The sequence below is a fragment of the Bradyrhizobium genosp. SA-4 str. CB756 genome (assembly GCF_000473125.1).
Lineage (GTDB): Bacteria > Pseudomonadota > Alphaproteobacteria > Rhizobiales > Xanthobacteraceae > Bradyrhizobium > Bradyrhizobium arachidis.
In genome coordinates, this window is the sequence record NZ_KI421499.1 from 2,812,049 (window position 1) to 2,830,633 (window position 18,585).

At 65.4% G+C, this 18,585-nt stretch carries 19 protein-coding genes; 9 read left to right on the plus strand and 10 right to left on the minus strand.

Translation table 11 applies throughout. From position 1 onward, the window contains the following. Window positions 1-99 precede the first annotated feature (99 nt). On the plus strand, window positions 100-693 hold the full coding sequence (locus BRAGE_RS0113845) for a CGNR zinc finger domain-containing protein (RefSeq protein WP_027559391.1): 594 nt from the start codon (window positions 100-102) through the stop codon (window positions 691-693). Window positions 694-696: 3 nt separating this feature from the next. On the opposite strand, the gene moaC is transcribed toward BRAGE_RS0113845, so the two are convergent. Genes moaC through BRAGE_RS0113865 form a run of 4 tightly spaced genes read right to left on the minus strand, consistent with a single transcriptional unit; the run spans window position 697 to window position 4,972 of the window. Continuing rightward, entirely contained in the window at window positions 697-1,215 is a 519-nt protein-coding gene (gene moaC / locus BRAGE_RS0113850; RefSeq protein ID WP_027559390.1) for a cyclic pyranopterin monophosphate synthase MoaC, read from the minus strand. 1 nt (window position 1,216) lies between these two features. After that, window positions 1,217-2,038, minus strand: a complete 822-nt coding sequence (gene trpC, locus BRAGE_RS0113855) for an indole-3-glycerol phosphate synthase TrpC (protein WP_027559389.1) — start codon at window positions 2,036-2,038, stop codon at window positions 1,217-1,219. Between the two features lie 7 nt (window positions 2,039-2,045). Continuing rightward, the gene (gene trpD, locus BRAGE_RS0113860; RefSeq protein WP_027559388.1) at window positions 2,046-3,059 is read right to left on the minus strand and encodes an anthranilate phosphoribosyltransferase; all 1,014 of its coding nucleotides are present in this window, start codon (window positions 3,057-3,059) and stop codon (window positions 2,046-2,048) included. A 14-nt stretch (window positions 3,060-3,073) separates the two neighbouring features. Continuing rightward, the gene (locus BRAGE_RS0113865) at window positions 3,074-4,972 is read right to left on the minus strand and encodes a SurA N-terminal domain-containing protein (protein WP_027559387.1); all 1,899 of its coding nucleotides are present in this window, start codon (window positions 4,970-4,972) and stop codon (window positions 3,074-3,076) included. Between the two features lie 224 nt (window positions 4,973-5,196). On the opposite strand from BRAGE_RS0113865, the gene tpiA reads away from it, so the two are divergent. The 3 genes from tpiA to BRAGE_RS0113880 all read left to right on the plus strand — a co-directional run bounded on the left by tpiA (window position 5,197) and on the right by BRAGE_RS0113880 (window position 8,276). Continuing rightward, window positions 5,197-5,952, plus strand: coding sequence for a triose-phosphate isomerase (tpiA, locus tag BRAGE_RS0113870; RefSeq protein ID WP_027559386.1), 756 nt, complete (start codon window positions 5,197-5,199; stop codon window positions 5,950-5,952). Between the two features lie 139 nt (window positions 5,953-6,091). Further along, on the plus strand, window positions 6,092-6,478 hold the full coding sequence (gene secG / locus BRAGE_RS0113875) for a preprotein translocase subunit SecG (protein WP_027559385.1): 387 nt from the start codon (window positions 6,092-6,094) through the stop codon (window positions 6,476-6,478). A gap of 166 nt (window positions 6,479-6,644) precedes the next feature. Beyond that, window positions 6,645-8,276 (plus strand): CTP synthase, encoded by a 1,632-nt coding sequence (locus BRAGE_RS0113880; RefSeq protein ID WP_027559384.1) that lies wholly within the window; start codon window positions 6,645-6,647, stop codon window positions 8,274-8,276. A gap of 4 nt (window positions 8,277-8,280) precedes the next feature. Here the strand turns inward: BRAGE_RS0113880 and BRAGE_RS0113885 are convergent, their stop codons facing one another. From BRAGE_RS0113885 to BRAGE_RS0113895, 3 genes are all read right to left on the minus strand, one after another. Further along, window positions 8,281-8,943, minus strand: a complete 663-nt coding sequence (locus BRAGE_RS0113885; protein ID WP_027559383.1) for a class I SAM-dependent methyltransferase — start codon at window positions 8,941-8,943, stop codon at window positions 8,281-8,283. Window positions 8,944-9,055: 112 nt separating this feature from the next. Next, window positions 9,056-10,432: a sensor histidine kinase gene (locus tag BRAGE_RS0113890; protein ID WP_027559382.1), complete on the minus strand. Its 1,377-nt coding sequence runs from the start codon at window positions 10,430-10,432 to the stop codon at window positions 9,056-9,058. Next, window positions 10,429-11,103 carry a response regulator gene (locus tag BRAGE_RS0113895; protein ID WP_027559381.1) on the minus strand — a complete coding sequence of 225 codons (675 nt, stop codon included), beginning with the start codon at window positions 11,101-11,103 and terminating at the stop codon, window positions 10,429-10,431. Before BRAGE_RS0113895 ends, BRAGE_RS0113890 begins: the two co-directional genes overlap by 4 nt. A gap of 187 nt (window positions 11,104-11,290) precedes the next feature. Between BRAGE_RS0113895 and BRAGE_RS0113900 the strand changes: the two genes are divergently transcribed. The 3 genes from BRAGE_RS0113900 to BRAGE_RS0113910 all read left to right on the plus strand — a co-directional run bounded on the left by BRAGE_RS0113900 (window position 11,291) and on the right by BRAGE_RS0113910 (window position 13,827). Further along, on the plus strand, window positions 11,291-11,617 hold the full coding sequence (locus tag BRAGE_RS0113900) for an NIPSNAP family protein (RefSeq protein ID WP_027559380.1): 327 nt from the start codon (window positions 11,291-11,293) through the stop codon (window positions 11,615-11,617). 126 nt (window positions 11,618-11,743) lie between these two features. Then, a complete protein-coding gene (gene kdsA, locus BRAGE_RS0113905) occupies window positions 11,744-12,616 on the plus strand; it encodes a 3-deoxy-8-phosphooctulonate synthase (protein ID WP_027559379.1) in 873 nt (290 codons plus the stop codon). After that, window positions 12,616-13,827 (plus strand): MFS transporter, encoded by a 1,212-nt coding sequence (locus tag BRAGE_RS0113910; RefSeq protein ID WP_027559378.1) that lies wholly within the window; start codon window positions 12,616-12,618, stop codon window positions 13,825-13,827. Before kdsA ends, BRAGE_RS0113910 begins: the two co-directional genes overlap by 1 nt. A gap of 228 nt (window positions 13,828-14,055) precedes the next feature. On the opposite strand, the gene BRAGE_RS0113915 is transcribed toward BRAGE_RS0113910, so the two are convergent. Continuing rightward, window positions 14,056-14,289 carry a hypothetical protein gene (locus BRAGE_RS0113915; protein WP_027559377.1) on the minus strand — a complete coding sequence of 78 codons (234 nt, stop codon included), beginning with the start codon at window positions 14,287-14,289 and terminating at the stop codon, window positions 14,056-14,058. 373 nt (window positions 14,290-14,662) lie between these two features. On the opposite strand from BRAGE_RS0113915, the gene BRAGE_RS52745 reads away from it, so the two are divergent. Then, complete coding sequence (locus BRAGE_RS52745; RefSeq protein WP_027559376.1) at window positions 14,663-15,529, plus strand: FkbM family methyltransferase; 867 nt, start codon at window positions 14,663-14,665, stop codon at window positions 15,527-15,529. 46 nt (window positions 15,530-15,575) lie between these two features. Here the strand turns inward: BRAGE_RS52745 and queF are convergent, their stop codons facing one another. Further along, window positions 15,576-16,049, minus strand: coding sequence for a preQ(1) synthase (queF, locus tag BRAGE_RS0113925; protein ID WP_108914397.1), 474 nt, complete (start codon window positions 16,047-16,049; stop codon window positions 15,576-15,578). A 96-nt stretch (window positions 16,050-16,145) separates the two neighbouring features. Continuing rightward, window positions 16,146-17,123 (minus strand): Vgb family protein, encoded by a 978-nt coding sequence (locus BRAGE_RS0113930; protein ID WP_027559374.1) that lies wholly within the window; start codon window positions 17,121-17,123, stop codon window positions 16,146-16,148. Between the two features lie 174 nt (window positions 17,124-17,297). On the opposite strand from BRAGE_RS0113930, the gene eno reads away from it, so the two are divergent. After that, window positions 17,298-18,581 carry a phosphopyruvate hydratase gene (gene eno / locus BRAGE_RS0113935; protein ID WP_027559373.1) on the plus strand — a complete coding sequence of 428 codons (1,284 nt, stop codon included), beginning with the start codon at window positions 17,298-17,300 and terminating at the stop codon, window positions 18,579-18,581. Window positions 18,582-18,585: the final 4 nt, after the last annotated feature.

The window sequence follows — 18,585 nt, forward strand, 5'->3', positions numbered from 1 at the left end:
TTCGCGTTCTCCATCGACACCTGTAAAAAGACTATACAGGTGTTGGTTGCTGTCAACCGGTAAATCTGTTTTACTGGTGTTCCAATCCCCGGTGGTCCGATGTCGAAAGAGTCCCGCAAATTCAAGGTTCCCGACGCGCTGGCGAACGTCTACGACTTCGCCAACACGCTCGATGTCCGCCATTTCACGCATTTCGGCGTGGCGCACCCGCAGGGCGACGAGCTCGGCGGGCCGAAGCAACTGGCGGACTGGATGCGGGAACGCGGTCTTGGGGGGGAGGGCGGACGTGTCACGCCCGCAATGCTCGAGACTGCGCTACAGCTGCGCGGCGCCTTGCGCGATTATCTGCAGTGCGAGCCGGCCGAGCGGCGCCGCAACAAGGACGTTCTCGACGCGCTTGACCGCGCTCTCGCGCCGTTTCCATTGCGGGTGGAGGCGCGTGCCGGGCGCGGCGCAATATTGTCGGCGGCACGCGAGGATGCGCTTGGCGGCCTCTCGACGATCGCGATTGAGCTTCACGATGCCACGCTGCTGGGAACGCTCGACCGACTGAAGATGTGCGCGTCCGAGGAATGCTGCCGGGTGTTCTTCGACCGCTCGAAACCATCGACGCGGCGCTGGTGCATGTCGACGCTGTGCGGAAACCGCGTCAAGACGCGTGCCTATCGCGAGCGGCAACGCGAGGCGAAATAGATCTCAGGCGCGGTAATGGCCCGACTTGCCGCCGAGCTTCTCGACGAGATGGATGCCCTCGATGCGCACCCCGCGCTCGACCGCCTTGATCATGTCGTAGATGGTCAGGCACGCGACCGACACGGCCGTGAGCGCCTCCATCTCGACGCCGGTCGGTCCCGTCACCTTCACGCTGGCGCGGACGAGGCAGCCGGGCAGCTTCTTGTCGGGCTCGATGTCGACGGTGACCTTCGACAGCGCGAGCGGATGACAGAGCGGGATCAGCTCCGAGGTGCGCTTCGCCGCCATGATGCCGGCGATGCGCGCGGTGCCGAGCACGTCGCCTTTCTTGGCGTTACCCGAGACGATCAGGTCGAGCGTCGCCCTGGTCATGACGACGCGGCCTTCGGCGACGGCGAGCCGCTCGGTCGCGGGCTTCTCCGAGACGTCGACCATCCGCGCCTCGCCGGAGGCGCCGATATGGGTGAGGGCAGGGCTGGCCTTCGCTCTTGACGGCTTGGATGCAGACGGCTTGCGCGCCATGTCAGCGCGTGCCCGTGGCGCGCGCTGCGGTCTCACGCGTGAGCAGGGTGCGCGTGGCGGCGGTCACGTCGGCCTGCCGCATCAGGCTTTCGCCGACCAGGAAGGTCGACATGCCGACGCGCTCGAGCCGCGCGAGGTCTGCGGGCGTGAAGATGCCGCTCTCGCCGACCATCAGCCGCTCGCCGGGGATCAGCGGCGCCAGCGTCTCGCTGGTGGCGAGCGTGGTCTCGAAGGTGCGCAAATTGCGGTTGTTGACGCCGATCATCGGTGAGCGGAGCTTCAGCGCGCGGTCGAGCTCGGCGCGGTCGTGGATTTCGATCAGCACGTCCATGCCGTAGGCGAGCGCCGCGTCTTCGAGATCTCTTGCCGTGGCATCGTCGAGCGCCGCCATGATGATCAGGATGCAGTCGGCGCCGTGCGCGCGCGCTTCCGCCACCTGATAGGTGTCGAACATGAAATCCTTGCGCAGCACCGGCAGCGACGTCGCCGCGCGTGCGGCCACCATGAAGTCTAGATGGCCCTGGAACGAGGGTGTGTCGGTCAGCACCGACAGGCAGGCCGCGCCGCCGGCCTCATAGGCTTTGGCGAGCACGGGCGGATCGAAGTCGGCGCGGATCAGGCCCTTGGAGGGCGAAGCCTTCTTCACCTCGGCAATCAGCGCGAAGTCGCCATTGGCGTGCTTGGCCTTGATGGCGCGGACGAAGCCGCGGGGAGCGGCTTGCGCCTTGGCCCTGGCCTCGACGTCCGAGAGCGGCTGCGCGCGCTTGGCGGCGGCGATCTCTTCGCGCTTGTAGGCTTCGATCTTGGTCAGGATGTCCGACATGGGAAACTCAGCCGTTCGAGACCGCGATCAGATGCTTCAGCCGCGCGCTTGCCGCACCGCTGTCGAGCGATTTCGCACCGATCGCGACGCCTTCCTTCAGATCCTTGGCGCGGCCGGCCACGACCAGCGCGGCGGCGGCATTCATCAGCGCGACGTCGCGGTACGGACTCGGCTTGCCGTCGAGCACGTTTTGCAGCGCGACCGCGTTGGCGTCGGCGTCACCGCCCTTGAGCGCACCGGGCTCGCAGCGCGACAGGCCGGCCTCTTCCGGCGTCACCTCGAAATTCCGGATCTCGCCCTTGTGGAGCGCGGAAACGAAGGTCGGGCCGGTGAGGGTGATCTCGTCGAGACCGTCGGAGCCGTGCACGACCCAGGCGGATTCGGAGCCGAGGTTCTTGAGCACCTGCGCCAGCGGCTGCACCCATTGCCGCGAGAACACGCCGACCATCTGCCGTTTCACGCCGGCCGGGTTGGACAGGGGCCCGAGCAGGTTGAAGATCGTGCGGGTCGCAAGCTCGACCCGGGTCGGGCCGACGTTCTTCATGGCGGGATGATGGGCGGGCGCGAACATGAAGCCTATGCCGCATTCGCGCACGCAGCGACCGACCTGCTCCGGCCGGAGGTCGATCTTGACGCCGAGCGAGGCCAGCACGTCGGCGGCACCCGAGCGCGACGACAGCGCGCGGTTGCCATGCTTGGCGACCGGCAGGCCGGTGCCCGAGACGATGAAGGAGGCGCAGGTCGAGACGTTGACCGAGCCGGAGCCGTCGCCGCCGGTGCCGACGATGTCGACGGCATCTGCCGGCGCATCGACGGTGAGCATCTTGGAGCGCATCGCCGACACTGCGCCGGTGATCTCGTCCACGGTCTCGCCGCGGACCCTGAGCGCCATCAAGAGGCCACCCATCTGCGAGGGCGTGGCCTCGCCGGACATCATGGCGTCGAAGGCGGAAGCGGCTTCTTCACGCGACAGGCTGGCGCCGGTCGCCACTTTTCCAATGATCGATTTCAGGTCGTCCATCGCGTGCTTTCAACTCACTGGTTCGCGCCGGTCACCTGCGCGAAGGCGGCCTGATTAATGGTGGTCCCGATGTCGGTTTCAAGCTTGTTGACGTAGGCGGTGACCTGCTCCTCGGTCAGCGCGCGGTCGAGGCTGTCCTTCAGCTTCTTGACCGCATCCGAGGCGGCATCGACCGCGGGGTCGACGATGTCGGTGACGCGGAAGACGATCACCTCGCTGCCGCCGCTCGCGGGCGTCTGCCCGACGCCGTCCTTGGCGGTGCGGAACGCGGCCGCCACGACGGCCGCGGGCACGCCCGCGGGCGAGTCGTCGCGCTTGAAGCCCGAGGCGGTCTCGACCTTGACGCCGATCGCGGCGGCTTCATCGGCGAGCTTGCCGCCGGCTTCGAGCTTCTGCACCATCTCGGTCGCCTTGGTCTTCAGCTTGGCGGCGATCTGATCCTGGCGCCAGCGCGCCTCGACCTGGTCGCGGACCTCGTCGAGATTGCGGTCGCGCGAGGGCGTGATGGCGAGCACGTCGTACCAGACATAGCCGCCCTTGAACGAGATCGAGTCGTTGTCGACGCCGACATCGGTGTTGAAGGCCTGCGACACCACGTCGAGCCCCTGCGGGATGTTGGCGACCGGCTGGCCGTTGGGCGCGCGGCCGGAGCGGTCGACGGCGTCGATTGTCACGGCGGTGAGGCCGAGCTTCTGCGCCGCGTCGATCACGCTGGAGCCGCCGCCGCGCTCGTCCTCCATCTTGTCGCGGAGATCGGCGACCTTGACGCGTGCGCGCTCGGTGGCGATCTCGCGCTTGATGTCGGCTGCGACCTTTGCAAAGTCCGGCTCGACACCGGGCTCGATCTTGTCGACCTTGACGATGGAGACGCCGAGGGCGCCCTGGATCGGCTGGCTGATCTCACCTGCGGGCAGCGCGAAGGCGGCATTCCCGACCGCGGAGTCGAGCGACGATTTGGTCACGAGCCCAAGGTCGACGTCCGAGGCGCTCAGCCCGCGCTCCTTGCCGAGATCCTCGAACGACGTGCCGGCGACCAGGCGCTCGCGAGCGACCTGCGCATCGGCGGCGTTCGGGAATACGAGTTGCTGGATTTGGCGCCTTTCGGGTGTGCCGAACCGGTCCTTGCGCTGATCGAACACCTTCCTGGCGTCCTCGTCCGACACTTCGGTCCACTTGCCGATCTCCTCCGGCGAGACCACGACGAAGGCAATCTTGCGATATTCGGGGGCGCGGAACTGGACCTTGTGATCCTCGAAATAGGCGGCGAGCGCCTCGGGCGAGGGCGCATCGATCTGACCCGCCTGCGCCGCGTCGAGCCTGACGAACTCGATGGCGCGCTGCTCGTTCTGGAACCGCGTCAGCACGTCGATCATCGCCTTCGGCGGCTCGAGGCCGGCGCCGATCGTGCCGGTGAGCTGCCGGCGCAGCGACACCTTGCGCTGCTCGGAGACGTAGCGCTGCTCGGTGTAGCCGAAATTGCGGATCACGGCCTGGAAGCGGTTGGCGTCGAATTTGCCGTCGACGCCCTTGAAGTTGGGGTCGTTCATGATGACCTGGCGGATCTGCTCGTCGGACTGGCCGAGCCCGAGCCGGCGCGCCTCTTCGTCGAGCGCGGCCTCCGCGATGGTCTGCTGCAGCACCTGGCGATCGAGGCCGAAGGCGCGCGCCTGGTCAGGCGTCAGCGGACGGCCGAACTGGCGGCTGATCTGCTGCAGACGGTCGGTGTAGATCTGGCGGAACTCGTTCAGCGAAATCTCGGTGTGGCCGATCTTGGCCACCGTGGACTGACCGAAGCCCTTGAAGATGTCGGCGATGCCCCAAATGCCGAAGCTGATGATCAGCACGCCCATCACGATCGCCATAATGGTCTTGCCGACCCAGTTTGATGAGGCCTTGCGCATTCCTCGAAGCATTTGGTCCAACTTGTTTTGGTCAGGAGGGGAACGGGAGCGCGTCTTAATGCAGATTCCGCAAAAGCGCCTCACCAAATTGATCAATCATCATAAAGTGGTGGCTTTGCCCCCGCAACCTCAGGTCAGGCGGTCCCCCAGAGCTGCGGTTAAAGGCCTCTGGTCTCTGGAACTGCCGCGACAGCTCTGCTAGCGCATGCGCAAACCTCATTTTGCTGGAAATTGACATGACCGATGCCATCCGACCCCTGATCGCCGGCAACTGGAAAATGAACGGCCTGAAAGGTTCGGCTGCCGAATTCGACGCCATGCTCAACGGCGCGGCAGATGTGGCTGCCAAGGCCGACCTGCTGGTCTGCCCGCCGGCGACCCTGATCGCGGCCTTTGCCGACAAGGCGCGGGGCAAGATGGTCGCGGTCGGGGCCCAGGATTGCCATCCCAAGGCCTCGGGCGCCCATACCGGCGATATCGCCGCCGAAATGCTGGCGGATGCGGGGGCGAGCGCCATCATCGTCGGCCATTCCGAGCGCCGCGCCGACCACGGCGAGGGCGATGCCCTCGTCAGGCAGAAGGCGGAAGCCGCCTGGCGCGCCGGCTTGGTCGCGATCGTCTGCATCGGCGAGACCCAAGGCCAGCGCGATGCCGGCCAGACCCTGGATATCCTGCGCGGCCAGCTCGACGGCTCGCTGCCGGACGCCTCTACCGCCGCCAACCTGGTCGTGGCCTATGAGCCGGTCTGGGCGATCGGCACCGGTCTCACCCCCACAGCCCAGGATGTCGAGCAGATTCATGGCTTTATCCGGGAGTTCCTGACCTCAAGGTTTAGGGCCGAAGGGGCGAAGATGCGCATCCTCTATGGCGGCTCGGTCAAGCCGTCCAACGCGGCCGAGCTAATGGCGGTCAAAAACGTCAACGGCGCCTTGGTCGGCGGTGCCAGCCTGAAGGCGGCCGATTTCCTTGCGATTGCCAAGGGCTGCCCCTAGCTATTTCAAACCGTCGGCACGAGCCCGATCGGGGGTGGCAATGCCCCTCCCGATCGTGTAACACCGCGCAACTTCAGGAAAACCCGCGAAGCGCGACCGGCCGCCGTCAGGCGCTGCCCGCTTGTGACGGAAGGACATTATGCAGACCGTTGTCATCGTCATCCACCTCATGATCGTCGCCGTCATGATCGGCGCCGTCCTGCTCCAGAAGTCGGAAGGCGGCGGCCTCGGCATGGGCGGTGGCGCGGGTTTCATGTCGAGCCGCGGCACCGCGAACCTTTTGACGCGGACCACCGCGATCCTTGCCGCTGGCTTCTTCCTGACTAGCCTGTTCCTGTCCTGGCACGCCGGGTACAACCGCGCACCCTCGTCGATCATTGGCCAGCCGGCCTCGCAGAGCCAGCCGGCCGGCGGCGCGCCGATCTCGGCGCCGACCTCGGGCGGCATCCTCGACACGCTGAAGAAGGCCGACGAGCAGCAGCAGAACCAGGCGCCGTCAGGCCCGCAGGTGCCGCGCTCGCAATAAAGCAGGGGGGCCATGCAGGGCGGTGGCTACCGTCCTGCATCAACAATCCCCATCAAGGCTCTGTCAGCACTCTCAGTTTCGGATCACCCACAGGCCCGCAGAATCTTTGGGGCGGAATACGAATCGCTTTGGCGAATCGAATTCGAGGGATTAGAGGTTAAGTCCCATGGCGCGGTACATATTCATCACCGGCGGCGTGGTTTCCTCGCTCGGCAAGGGTCTGGCTTCAGCGGCACTCGGTGCGTTGTTGCAAGCCCGGGGCTACAAGGTCCGCCTCCGCAAGCTCGATCCCTATCTCAACCTCGATCCCGGAACGATGTCGCCGTATCAGCACGGCGAAGTGTTCGTGACCGATGACGGCGCGGAGACCGATCTCGATCTCGGTCACTACGAGCGCTTCACCGGGCGGCCGGCGACCAAGGCCGACAACATCACGACGGGACGGATCTACCAGGACATCATCTCCAAGGAGCGCCGCGGCGATTATCTCGGCGCGACCATCCAGGTGGTGCCGCACGTCACCAATGCCATCAAGGAGTTCGTGCTCGACGGCAACGACGAGTACGATTTCGTGCTGGTCGAGATCGGCGGCACCGTCGGCGACATCGAGGGCCTGCCGTTCTTCGAGGCGATCCGCCAGCTCAAGAACGAGTTGCCGCGCGACCACGCCGTCTACATCCATCTCACGCTGCTGCCCTACATTCCGAGCGCTGGCGAATTGAAGACCAAGCCAACGCAGCATTCGGTAAAGGAGCTGCGCTCGATCGGCATCCAGCCGGACATCCTGCTGTGCCGTACCGACCGCGAGATCCCGAAGGAGGAGCGGCGCAAACTCGGTCTGTTCTGCAACGTGCGCGAAAGCGCCGTGATCGAGGCGCGCGACGTCGACAACATCTACGCCGTCCCCGAGGCCTATCACAACGCCGGCCTCGACGACGAGGTGCTCGCCGCCTTCGGCATCGCCTCGCGGATTCCGCCGGAGCTGCGCAGCTGGCAGCAGATCAACGAGCGCGTCCGCAATCCCGAAGGCAACGTCACCATCGCCATCGTCGGCAAATATACCGGCATGAAGGATGCGTATAAGTCGCTGATCGAGGCGCTCTCGCACGGCGGCATCGCCAACAAGGTGAAGGTCAATCTCGACTGGATCGAGAGCGAGATCTTCGAGAAGGAAGATCCGGCGCCGTTCCTCGAGCACGTCAACGGCATCCTGGTGCCCGGCGGATTCGGCCAGCGCGGCGCCGAAGGCAAGATCAAGGCGGCGCAGTTCGCGCGCGAGCGCGACGTGCCGTATTTCGGCATCTGCTTCGGCATGCAGATGGCGGTGATCGAGGCCGCGCGAAACCTCGTCGGCATCGAGGACGCCAACTCCACCGAGTTCGGCCCGACCAAGGAGCCCTTGGTCGGCCTGATGACGGAATGGCTGCGCGGCAACGAGCTCGAGAAGCGCTCGCAGGCCGGCGATCTCGGCGGCACGATGCGGCTCGGCGCTTATCCCGCCGCGCTCAATCGCGGCAGCCGTGTCTCGCAGGTCTATGGCGGCGCGACTGAGATTTCCGAGCGCCACCGCCACCGCTACGAGGTCAACACCGCCTATAAGGATCGCCTCGAGCAGCACGGGTTGAAATTCTCCGGCCTGTCGCCCGACGGTGTGCTGCCTGAGATCGTCGAGTACGAGGATCATCCCTGGTTCATCGGCGTGCAATTCCATCCGGAGCTGAAGTCGCGGCCGTTCGAGCCACACCCGTTGTTCGCCTCGTTCATCCAGGCGGCGATGGTGCAGAGCCGGCTGGTCTGACGGCTCAGCGCGCGGTCGAATAGCCGCGCGCTTGCTGCATCGGCGCCAACGCGACCCGCGCTGATGGTTCGGGCGCAAGCGATCCCGTGATCAGCTTCATCTGCGGCCGCCGCGTCAGGCGGTAGACCGCGGCGGGCGGCACGTTCAGCAGGGCGCGGTCCACGAGCTTTGCGCGCAGGCCCAGCCGGTCGAGCACGGGCCGCGGCACCGGGCAGCTCATGCCGTAGGTGAACTGGTAGAAGGCGCCGCCGGGGCGGACGTAGCTGAACGCGCCGCTGAGGATCGACATCACCTTGCGTCTCGACATGTTGAGCAGCGGCAGGCCGCTCACGACCGCGCCGACGGGTGCGCCGTCATAGAGGCGCTCGGTTGCGAGCCGTGCCGCGTCCATCCACAGCACGCGCGCGCCGGGAAAGCGCATTTGCAGCAGCTTCATGAAGTCGGAGCCGTATTCGATCAGCGTCAGATCCTGCGGCCGGACGCCGCGTTTGAGCAGCTTGTAGGTGAACGCGCCGGTGCCGGGACCGAGCTCGAGGATCGGACCTGTCGTTGCAGAGATCTCGCGCGTGATGAGATCGGCGAGCGCCGCACCCGATGGTGCGATGGCGCCGACCTGACGCGGAGACGACATCCAGGACAGGAAGAACGAAAGAAAATCGTTGGGCATGCGCACTCCGGCATCTGGTTTGCACCTCCTAAAGATTCGAGGTGTGACGGATGCAATGTTGCGGAGGCGCATTGCGACAGCATTGCGCTGCCAGAAGCGGATGCGGCTTGAATCAGCTCTGTCGCGCCGGCGGCAGCGTCATCCTGAAACAGGCGCCACCATCCGGTCCGTCCGTCACCGAGACGTGGCCGCCATGCAGCTGCACGATTTCGCGCACCATGTTGAGGCCGAGTCCGGCACCGCGATCGAGCGGCGCCAGCCGGTAGAACGGCTCGAAGATCTGCTCGCGCTGATCGGCGGGAATGCCGGCGCCTTCATCGGTGACCTCGATGCTCCCAGGGCTGCTGACGCGAATTCCGATAATGCCGCGGCGAGGGCCATGCTGGATCGCATTCTGCACGAGGTTGGTCAGCGCGCGCTCAAGCGCCGCCGCATCGCCGATCGTCTCGATCGGTGCCGGTGGGGCATCGAGCGCCAGCTCGTAGCCTGCGGCGATCGCCAGTGGCGCGAGGTCGGCGGCTACGCTTTGCGCGACGGCTGCGAGATTGACGCGCGTGAAGGGATGGCCGCAGCGGTCGAGCCGCTGGATGTCGAGCAATTGCTCGGCAAGGGTTGCGAGCCGCGCGGCATCCTCGAGCAGGCGGGTCTTGTCCGGCCCCGGCGCAAGCGACTCCAGGCGCGTGTTCAGGATCGCGATCGGCGTGCGCAGCTCGTGGGCTGCGTCGGCGACGAAGCGCTTGTGGCGCGCATAGCCCTGGTCGAGCCGTGCCAGCGCATCATTGACCGCAGTCACGAGCGGCACGACTTCCAGCGGAATCCGCTCCACCGAGAGCCGCGCGCCGCGCTGATGGATGTCGATGCGCCGCGCCTCGTCCGCCGTGGTATCGAGCCCCCTGAACGCGCGCTGCACGATCATCGGCGTCGCGATGAATGTCGCCGTCCCCATCAGCAGCAGGCCGGGCAGGGCGATGCCGAGGAACGCAAGCGACGTCGTCAACAGCGCCTTGGCGCCCGTCAGTCGTCCCTGCGTCGCCGTGATGATTTGCACATGGCCGGCATCGGTGTCGACCCGCTTCAGCCGCGCCGCCGGCTTGCGCGGATCGTCCTCGAACATCTGCCAGCCGAGCCGGGCCTGGCTGATCTGGTCGAGGCCGGCGCCGATCGCGGCGAATTCGGCCGGCACGGCGCCTTCGCTGAGGACGCGACCCTGCCGGTCGCGGACCAGGAACCAGAGATCGGGCGTCTCGCCGCGCAACTGCGTCAGCTCGGCCGTCGGCCGCAGGGCCAGCGCGCCTTGCGCATCGCGCGTGAGCGCGCGCTGGACGACATCGATGACACGGTCCTCGTCGCGCCCGGCGAGCACGAAGCCCGATGCGCACAACGCTCCGACCACGACCGCAACCAGTGCAAGGAGCAGTGCGGCCTGGAGCGATAGCAGGCGCCAGCTCAGCCGTGAGCGCAGGCAATAGGGATCGTGGTGTTTGCTCATGGCAGCTTCTTGAGGAGATAGCCAACGCCGCGAATCCCATGGATCTCGACGCCCGCCTCGGCATCCGCGAGCTTTCGCCTGAGCCGCGAGACGTGCGTGTCGAGCGCGTTCGACTGGATCTCGTCGTCGAAATTGTAGACCGCTTCTTCCAGGGCCGAGCGCAGCACGGTGCGCCCCATGCGGCGGATCAGGGCTTCGAGCACCAGGAGCTCCCGGCGCGGCAGCTCGAACGGCGCACCGTCGATGCTGGCTTCGCGATGACTGAGGTCGAAGGCGATGCGGCCGGCACGGATGATTTCGGGAGACAGGCCCGCGGGCCGCCGCAGCACTGCACGCAGGCGTGCGAGCAGCTCCTCGACCGCGAACGGTTTTGCAAGATAGTCGTCGGCGCCGCTGTCGAGCCCGGCAATGCGGTCGGCGAGTTCGCCGCGCGCGGTGAGGACGATGATCGGCACGCCGTCGGCGCGCGCGCGAAGCTTGGGGATCAACGCGAGGCCGTCGCCATCGGGAAGCTGGCGGTCGAGCAGGACCGCGGCATGGACGTCGGCGGAAATGGCCTCTTCCGCCTCGGCGAGCGTCGGGGCATGGTCCACCACCATGTCGTAGCGCTTCAGCGCCGAGGCCAGCGCGCCGGCCATTTCCGCCTCATCCTCGACGAGCAAGATCCGCATGTATGGGCACCTGAACCACAACTGAGCCTTTGTAGCGGCCCGATCATTGCGGCAGCATTGCGGGGTCTGCCGCAGTACCGGAAGCTCAAGCCATGCGCAGAACGCCACAGGGGCGGCCGGGCGGCGCTCAAGACACCGTCGGGGCCAGCCGCTATAACCGCCCGACCTGTTCAGGGAGGAGCCAAGAATGATCTACGAAATGCGCATCTATCGCTGCGTGCCCGGCCGCCTGCCGGCGCTCTTGAAGCGGTTCGAGACGGTCACGCTGAAACTGTGGGAGAAGCACGGCATCAAGCAGGCCGGGTTCTTCACCACGCTGATCGGCGAATCCAACCAGGAGCTGACCTATTTCCTGGCCTGGGACTCGCTCGCCGAGCGCGAGACGAAGTGGGGCAAGTTCATGACCGATCCGGACTGGATGAAAGCACGCGCCGAGAGCGAAGCGGATGGCCAGATCGTCGGCAACATCGTCAGCCAGCTCCTGACGCCGACGGCCTTCTCGGCGGTGAAGTAGGAACCTGCCGATACTAGGGCGGCGCCGGCAGCCCCGGCGCAACCCTGATATTCTGACAGCCCGCGCCGAATAGGGTTGATCCGACCCTCATGGCGGCTATGGTCGCGCCGAAACGAGGGATTTGCCTTGAGCTCTTCGACGTCAGCGGCGCCGGTCGTCACCATCGGCAAGGTCAATTTCGGCAATGACCTGCCGATCTCGATCATTGCAGGACCCTGCCAGCTCGAAAGCCGCCAGCATGCGCTGGAGGTGGCCTCCGCGCTGAAGGAGATCGCCGCGCGGCTGAACATCGGTCTCGTCTACAAGACCTCCTTCGACAAGGCCAACCGCACCAGCGCGTCCGCCGCGCGCGGCCTTGGTCTTGCGCAGTCGCTGCCGATCTTCGCGGAGATCCAGTCCTCGCTCGGCCTGCCGGTCCTGACCGACGTGCACGAAGCCACGCAATGCGCCGAGGTGGCGCAGGCCGTCGACATCCTGCAGATCCCGGCCTTCCTGTGCCGGCAGACCGATCTGCTGCTGGCGGCGGCCGCCACCGGCAAGGTCGTCAACGTCAAGAAGGGCCAGTTCCTCGCGCCCTGGGACATGGCCAATGTCGTGACCAAGATCACGGGCGCGAACAACCCGAATGTGCTGGTGACGGAGCGTGGCGCGTCCTTCGGCTACAACACGCTGGTCTCCGACATGCGCGCGCTGCCGATCCTGGCGCGCACGACCGGCGCGCCCGTGATCTTCGACGCCACCCATTCGGTGCAGCAGCCGGGCGGGAAGGGGACGTCCTCGGGTGGCGAGCGCGAATTCGTGCCGGTGCTGGCGCGCGCGGCGGTGGCGGTCGGCGTTGCCGGCGTCTTCATCGAGACCCATCCCGATCCCGATCGGGCGCCCTCCGACGGCCCCAACATGGTGCCGCTGCGCGAGTTCGAGGGGCTGATCGCTCAGCTGATGGCGTTCGACGCGCTGGCCAAGAATACGTCCAAGAATACGAAGGGCATCACGCGCTGATGCACCAGCCTGTGATAGGGCCGTCCGCCGATCAGAAGTTTCCGCCCGCGATCAACATCATCGCGCTCGCCAGCTTCTCGGCGGCGTTGTCGACGCGGGCGCTCGATCCAGTTCTGCCGCACGTCGCCGAGGATTTCTCGGTCAGCATCACGACCGCCGCCAGCATCGCGGCGGGCTATGCCTTGATCTACGCGCTGGTCCAGCCAGTGATCGGCGCCGCTGCCGATCTGTTCGGCAAGGCGCGCCTGATGACGCTGTGTCTGGCGCTGCTCGGCGTCGCCTGCATTCTCGGCGCGATCGCGACGACTTTCTCGGGCCTGTTCGCAAGCCGCATCCTGGCCGGCATCGCCTCCGGCGGCGTGTTTCCGGTTGCGCTCGGTCTCACCGCCGACCTCGTTGCGCCAGCCAAGCGGCAGGTCGCGATCGGGCGCACGCTGGCGGGTTCGATGACCGGAAATCTGCTCGGCGCGAGTGCCTCCGGCATCATCGGCGATCTCATCGGCTGGCGCGGCGTGCTCATGATCCTCGGCGGGCTCGGTCTGATCGCGGCCGTTGCCGTGGCCGCCGGCTTCCGCGGTGCCGCGCTGACGGCGCCCCCGAAAACCGACCTGAAGACCTTGCGCCAGGGCTACCGCACCATCTTCGCCAATCCCAACACGCGCTATTGCTACTCGGCGGTGTTCGTCGAGGGCTGCTGCGTGTTCGGCCTGTTTCCCTTCATCGCCGCGCTGCTGTTCGATCTCGGCGAGAAGTCGCTGTCGATCGCGGGCATCGTGATCGCGGGCTTTGCCATCGGCGGGCTGTTCTACACGTTCACGGTCTCGCGCTTTCTGCCCTGGCTAGGCGTCAAGGGCATGATGATCGCGGGCGCGAGCCTCGTCGCCCTCCAGCTCGGCGCGCTTGCCTTCGGTCCCGGATGGAAGCTGCAATTCGCCAGCATGCTGGCGATGGGCTGGGGCTTCTACATGATCCATGGTTGCTTGCAGGTGTTCGCCAGCGAGCTGTCGATCGGCGCGCGGGCGACGGCGATGTCGCTGCATTCGTTCTTCTTCTTCATGGGGCAGACGGTCGGCCCGATCGCCTATGGTTTTGGCCTTGCGCATGCCGGCAAGGTGCCGACCCTGAGCGTGAGCGCGGCGATCATGGTGCTGCTGGGCCTCGTCTGCGCCCGGCTGCTCAAGCCGCGTGCGCCGTCGGACGCGCGGGCCTGACGGAAGTATCGCGCTACAGAGCGGCCGCTGCGGGTTCCCCGGAGGAAGAGGACGGATGTGGGAGAATAACCCTCCTTCCAAAGTAGAAAATCTCGCGGCTTGATTGTGCATCGCAACCGCTGGTAGGCCATTTCTGACTGAGGGCTTACTTAATGCGATTTTTTTACTGGTGGCGGGACCGGAAGTATCCGGACGCCGAGTTGGCGTGGCATGAGTGCGCACCGCCAATCATTCCGCGACGAACGGTTGATGGCGGCTGGACTGATAGCTCGCTTTATCCGGGGAAGACTTGGCGGCGGCGAGGCGTTGGTGGAAAGTGGGAGTATCGCCAAGATCCGCAGGCGCCTGAAGATATAGGCCGCGATCAATGGTAAGCGGCATGACCCGCAGAGAGAAGATCGCGCTGGGCGTTATATCGATCGCCGTGTTGGTTCTCTCTGCAATCCTATTAGCATCGAACATCTAGGCCACGGTGCGGTTGCTTGTGGAGATGCCGCGAGAGCCGCGCGGTCCGAGTGAGTCCTTCGACCAGCTCACATGAATCGACCGTGTGGCCGAAGCGAGGACAGGTCGCCCTGATCTGACCTATTTTTCGTGGAAGAGTTGTCGAGCCCTCCTCTCGAAGCCGAGCCAGCTCGCCGCCCGCGAGCTCGACGTCCACGGTTTCGTAAGCCAGATGAAAGCGGTGGCAGAAGCCGCACACCGCTGCGACCGCCGCGGTTCTCTAAAGAGAGGAACTTATCATCTATTGCGAGAGGCCGTGTTCCGGCTTGCGCAACCGGAGATCGAATTGTGGGGGCACAACTAAGAAAGACAGATAGAGGGACGCATTTCCATGGCTGGAACGATCGAGCTATTTGACAAGGTCTTTCGCCAAAATCCTTATTTGCCGAAGCTTCCTTGGCTTCGAGATCTGCTTCGTAAACCGTATCACTGGATCATCGGGCATGCCGGAAAAGAAGGCCTGACTCTCAATGTCGGCAGGTCATTTCCGATCCAGGTTCCCCCAAAGTACCTCGCGAAAGAGATGGTCGACTACGAGGTCGAGGCGTGCCGCGCGATGCGGGAGTGGTTCGACACCCATAACGGCTGCTACTTCGTCGACATTGGCTGCTCCTTCGGCTTCATGACCGCCGGCGCGCTGTTTGCTGATCCTGCCTGCAGGGTTGTCGCAATCGACTCGGAAGCAAAAAACCTCGGCGTGCTCGACGCGATGTGCTCGCTTGCTCCCGGCGTTGCCTCGCGATTGCGCGTCATCCGGGCGCTCGTCGGCGAAGACGCCCCTCCGGTCAAAACCCTGTCCCAACACGTCGCCGACACACGTGCTGTCCTGGCTTCCGACCCCAACGTGACTGGAAATCCTCAATGGACGCTGGAGCATGTGATCACGCTTGATGATCTCGCCGCAGACGTTCCCAGGGTGTCCCTCGACAGCCTGTTGCTTGAAGAACTGCAAGCAAACAGAGAGCGCGCGTGCCTCGTCAAATGTGACGTCGAGGGCGGAGAAATGATCGTCCTGCGTGGCTTGAATCGGATCCTGCAGGACATCAAGCCGATGTTGATGCTAAGTGTCCACCCTCCGTTCCTCCCGAAGTTTGGGACCTCCGCAGACGAAATCTCACGATTCCTTGGCGAATGTGGTTACGACCATCGATTGATCGCGGTCGATCACGAAGAACACTGGCTCTGCTTGCCACGGTAGGCGCTGCATAATCATATGGACGCGCCCCTCAGCGGTTGAGCTCGCGCTAGCCCCGCCCGCGATACGGCGCGACGCCCTGCTCGGGCACCCACAGGCCTTTCGGCACGCGGCCGGTCTGCCAGAACACGTCGATCGGGATGCCGCCGCGCGGATACCAATAGCCGCCGATGCGCAGCCATTTCGGCTTGATCTCGCTCGCGATACGCTTGCCGATCATCACGGTGCAGTCCTCGTGAAAGGCGCCGTGATTGCGGAAGCTCGCGATGTAGAGCTTGAGCGATTTCGACTCCAGCAGCCACTGGCCCGGCGCGTAGTCGATCATCAGATGCGCGAAATCCGGCTGCCCCGTGACCGGGCAGAGCGAAGTGAATTCCGGCACGGTGAAGCGCACCAGATAGTCGGTGCCCATTTGCGGATTGGGCACGCGGTCGAGCTGGGCTTCTTCCGGCGTGTGGGGCCATTCGACCGCGCGGCCGAGCTGGAGGGATTTTTTCGCCATCGTCACATCCTGTTCGAGCATGATCCGGTCTTCCGAAAGATCATGCTCAACGAAAAACGGGAACGCGATAAGATCGCGCTCCAGAGGGTGCCGGGATGGACGCAAATGCCGCTGCCGTCAACCGGCAGCGATCGTCTGGATCATGACGATCCGGTAGTTGCCGGACTCGCAGCCCCAGAGTTCGCCGGGGCGGCCGTCGAGTTGGCGGACATTGGCATTGGCCTTGTTGCTGGCGAACACGTTGAACGCCTCGGTGGCGGGATCGAAGCGGACGATCGCGTTGGCGGAGAAATCGGTGAGCCAGACCTTGTCCTTGTTATCGACATAAACCGCATAGGTGCGGGGGCGTTCGCCCGGCAGCTTCCACGTTTTCCATGAGCCGTCGGCGGGATCGTGCACCGACACGTGCCCGCTATTCCACTCGCTGACCCAGATCCGGTTCTTCGAATCCGACCAGACCCGCCGCGAGCCCTGGTCCGGCGTCGGCGGTTCGACCACGCTGGCGTTGCCGGTCGCAAGATCGATCCTGGCGATGTAGCTGCCGGCGAGCGAGGCGTACCAGACGTCGCCCTTGGGCGTCACCGCGATGCCGTAGGGGCCGACGCCCTTCGCTGCCTTGAACACATCCATCTCGCCCGATGTCGGCTTGAGCCGGCCGTAGTAGCCGGACTGGCCGGTGAACCAGTAGGTGCCGGTCTTGTCGAACACGCCGGTGTTGAGATTGGCGTAGGCGAACTTTTCCGGCAGTCGGAACAGCGTGACCTTGAGATCAGACGGATCGACCCGCGCGATCGCGTTCTGGCCACCCTCGGTGATCCAGGGCGCGCCGTCGGGGCCGATGGTGACGCCGTGCGGAGCGGCGCCCTGGCCGAGGCTGACGGTCTTGAAGCTGCCATCCCGGGGATCGAGCCTGCCGAGCAGGCCCTTGCCCTGGGCCGTGAACCAGACCGTGCCGTCGGGCGCGGGGGCGAGGTCGTGCAGGCCAATGCCGGCGCTAATGGGGAAATATTTCGTCCGGAACGGACCCTCCTGCGCAAAAGATGGGCGGGTCGCGAGGAGGGCGGCGCTCGAGGCAAGAAACCGGCGGCGATTCATGGCGTTACCCCGACTGTCTCAGTTTGAGGTTGGACGCGCAGATCAGGCGGGGTGAAGCTTAGTCCGAGCCACTTCACGCGTCAGTCGAAGCCCGCCCTCCAAGCGTTCACATTTGCTTGCGGCCCGTGTAAGACCCGCGGCACCGATCAGCCCTAACGAACGGAAGTGCACATCATGACCGCCATCATCGACATTATCGGCCGCGAAATTCTCGATAGCCGTGGCAATCCCACCGTTGAGGTCGACGTCGTGCTGGAAGATGGCGCGCTCGGCCGCGCTGCGGTGCCCTCCGGTGCCTCGACCGGCGCCCATGAGGCGGTGGAACTGCGCGATGGCGACAAGACCCGCTATCTCGGCAAGGGCGTCACCAAGGCGGTGGGCGCCGTCAACGGCGAGATCTTCGAGGCCCTGAGCGGCCTGGACGTCGAGCAGCAGGCCCAGATCGACCAGATCATGATCGACCTCGACGGCACGCCGAACAAGAGCCGGCTCGGGGCCAATGCCATCCTCGGCGTCTCGCTCGCCTGCGCCAAGGCGGCAGCGAACTCGCTCGACATGCCGCTCTATCGCTACGTCGGCGGCACCGCGGCGCGGCTGCTGCCGGTGCCGATGATGAACATCATCAATGGCGGCGTGCATGCCGACAATCCGATCGACTTCCAGGAGTTCATGATCCTCCCGGTCGGCGCGTCCTCCTTCGCCGAGGGCCTGCGCTATGGCGCCGAGGTCTTCCACACGCTGAAGTCGGAGCTGAAGAAGGCCGGCCACAACACCAATGTCGGCGACGAGGGCGGCTTCGCCCCGAACCTGCCGTCGGCGGACGCCGCGCTCGAATTCGTCATGAACGCGATCGGCAAGGCCGGCTACAAGGCCGGGACCGACATCGTGCTCGGCCTCGACTGCGCCTCGACCGAGTTCTTCAAGGACGGCAAGTACGTCTATGAGGGCGAGGGCAAGACCCGCTCGATCTCCGAGCAGGCCAAGTACCTCGCGGACCTCGTCGGCCGCTATCCGATCGTGACGATCGAGGACGGCATGTCGGAGGACGACATGGACGGGTGGAAGGAACTGACCGATCTCATCGGCAAGAAGTGCCAGCTCGTCGGCGACGACCTCTTCGTCACCAACGTCAAGCGCCTCGCCGAAGGCATCAAGGCCGGCCGCGCCAACTCGATCCTGATCAAGGTCAACCAGATCGGCACGCTGACCGAGACGCTCGCCGCTGTCGAGATGGCGCACAAGAACGGCTATACCTCCGTCATGTCGCACCGCTCCGGCGAGACCGAGGATTCCACCATCGCCGACCTCGCGGTCGCCACCAATTGCGGTCAGATCAAGACCGGCTCCCTTGCACGTTCCGATCGCACCGCCAAATACAACCAGCTCCTGCGCATCGAGCAGCAACTCGGCAAACAGGCGCTCTATGGCGGCAAGGCGGCACTGAAGGCGCTGGCGTAAGCCA

Coding starts and splice junctions, on each gene's coding strand:
- BRAGE_RS0113845 (WP_027559391.1), top strand. CDS start 100: ATGTCGAAAGAGTCCCGCAAATTCAAGGTTCCCGACGCGCTGGCGAAC.
- moaC (WP_027559390.1), bottom strand. CDS start 1,215: ATGGCGCGCAAGCCGTCTGCATCCAAGCCGTCAAGAGCGAAGGCCAGC.
- trpC (WP_027559389.1), bottom strand. CDS start 2,038: ATGTCGGACATCCTGACCAAGATCGAAGCCTACAAGCGCGAAGAGATC.
- trpD (WP_027559388.1), bottom strand. CDS start 3,059: ATGGACGACCTGAAATCGATCATTGGAAAAGTGGCGACCGGCGCCAGC.
- BRAGE_RS0113865 (WP_027559387.1), bottom strand. CDS start 4,972: ATGCTTCGAGGAATGCGCAAGGCCTCATCAAACTGGGTCGGCAAGACC.
- tpiA (WP_027559386.1), top strand. CDS start 5,197: ATGACCGATGCCATCCGACCCCTGATCGCCGGCAACTGGAAAATGAAC.
- secG (WP_027559385.1), top strand. CDS start 6,092: ATGCAGACCGTTGTCATCGTCATCCACCTCATGATCGTCGCCGTCATG.
- BRAGE_RS0113880 (WP_027559384.1), top strand. CDS start 6,645: ATGGCGCGGTACATATTCATCACCGGCGGCGTGGTTTCCTCGCTCGGC.
- BRAGE_RS0113885 (WP_027559383.1), bottom strand. CDS start 8,943: ATGCCCAACGATTTTCTTTCGTTCTTCCTGTCCTGGATGTCGTCTCCG.
- BRAGE_RS0113890 (WP_027559382.1), bottom strand. CDS start 10,432: ATGAGCAAACACCACGATCCCTATTGCCTGCGCTCACGGCTGAGCTGG.
- BRAGE_RS0113895 (WP_027559381.1), bottom strand. CDS start 11,103: ATGCGGATCTTGCTCGTCGAGGATGAGGCGGAAATGGCCGGCGCGCTG.
- BRAGE_RS0113900 (WP_027559380.1), top strand. CDS start 11,291: ATGATCTACGAAATGCGCATCTATCGCTGCGTGCCCGGCCGCCTGCCG.
- BRAGE_RS0113910 (WP_027559378.1), top strand. CDS start 12,616: ATGCACCAGCCTGTGATAGGGCCGTCCGCCGATCAGAAGTTTCCGCCC.
- BRAGE_RS0113915 (WP_027559377.1), bottom strand. CDS start 14,289: ATGTTCGATGCTAATAGGATTGCAGAGAGAACCAACACGGCGATCGAT.
- BRAGE_RS52745 (WP_027559376.1), top strand. CDS start 14,663: ATGGCTGGAACGATCGAGCTATTTGACAAGGTCTTTCGCCAAAATCCT.
- queF (WP_108914397.1), bottom strand. CDS start 16,049: ATGCTCGAACAGGATGTGACGATGGCGAAAAAATCCCTCCAGCTCGGC.
- BRAGE_RS0113930 (WP_027559374.1), bottom strand. CDS start 17,123: ATGAATCGCCGCCGGTTTCTTGCCTCGAGCGCCGCCCTCCTCGCGACC.
- eno (WP_027559373.1), top strand. CDS start 17,298: ATGACCGCCATCATCGACATTATCGGCCGCGAAATTCTCGATAGCCGT.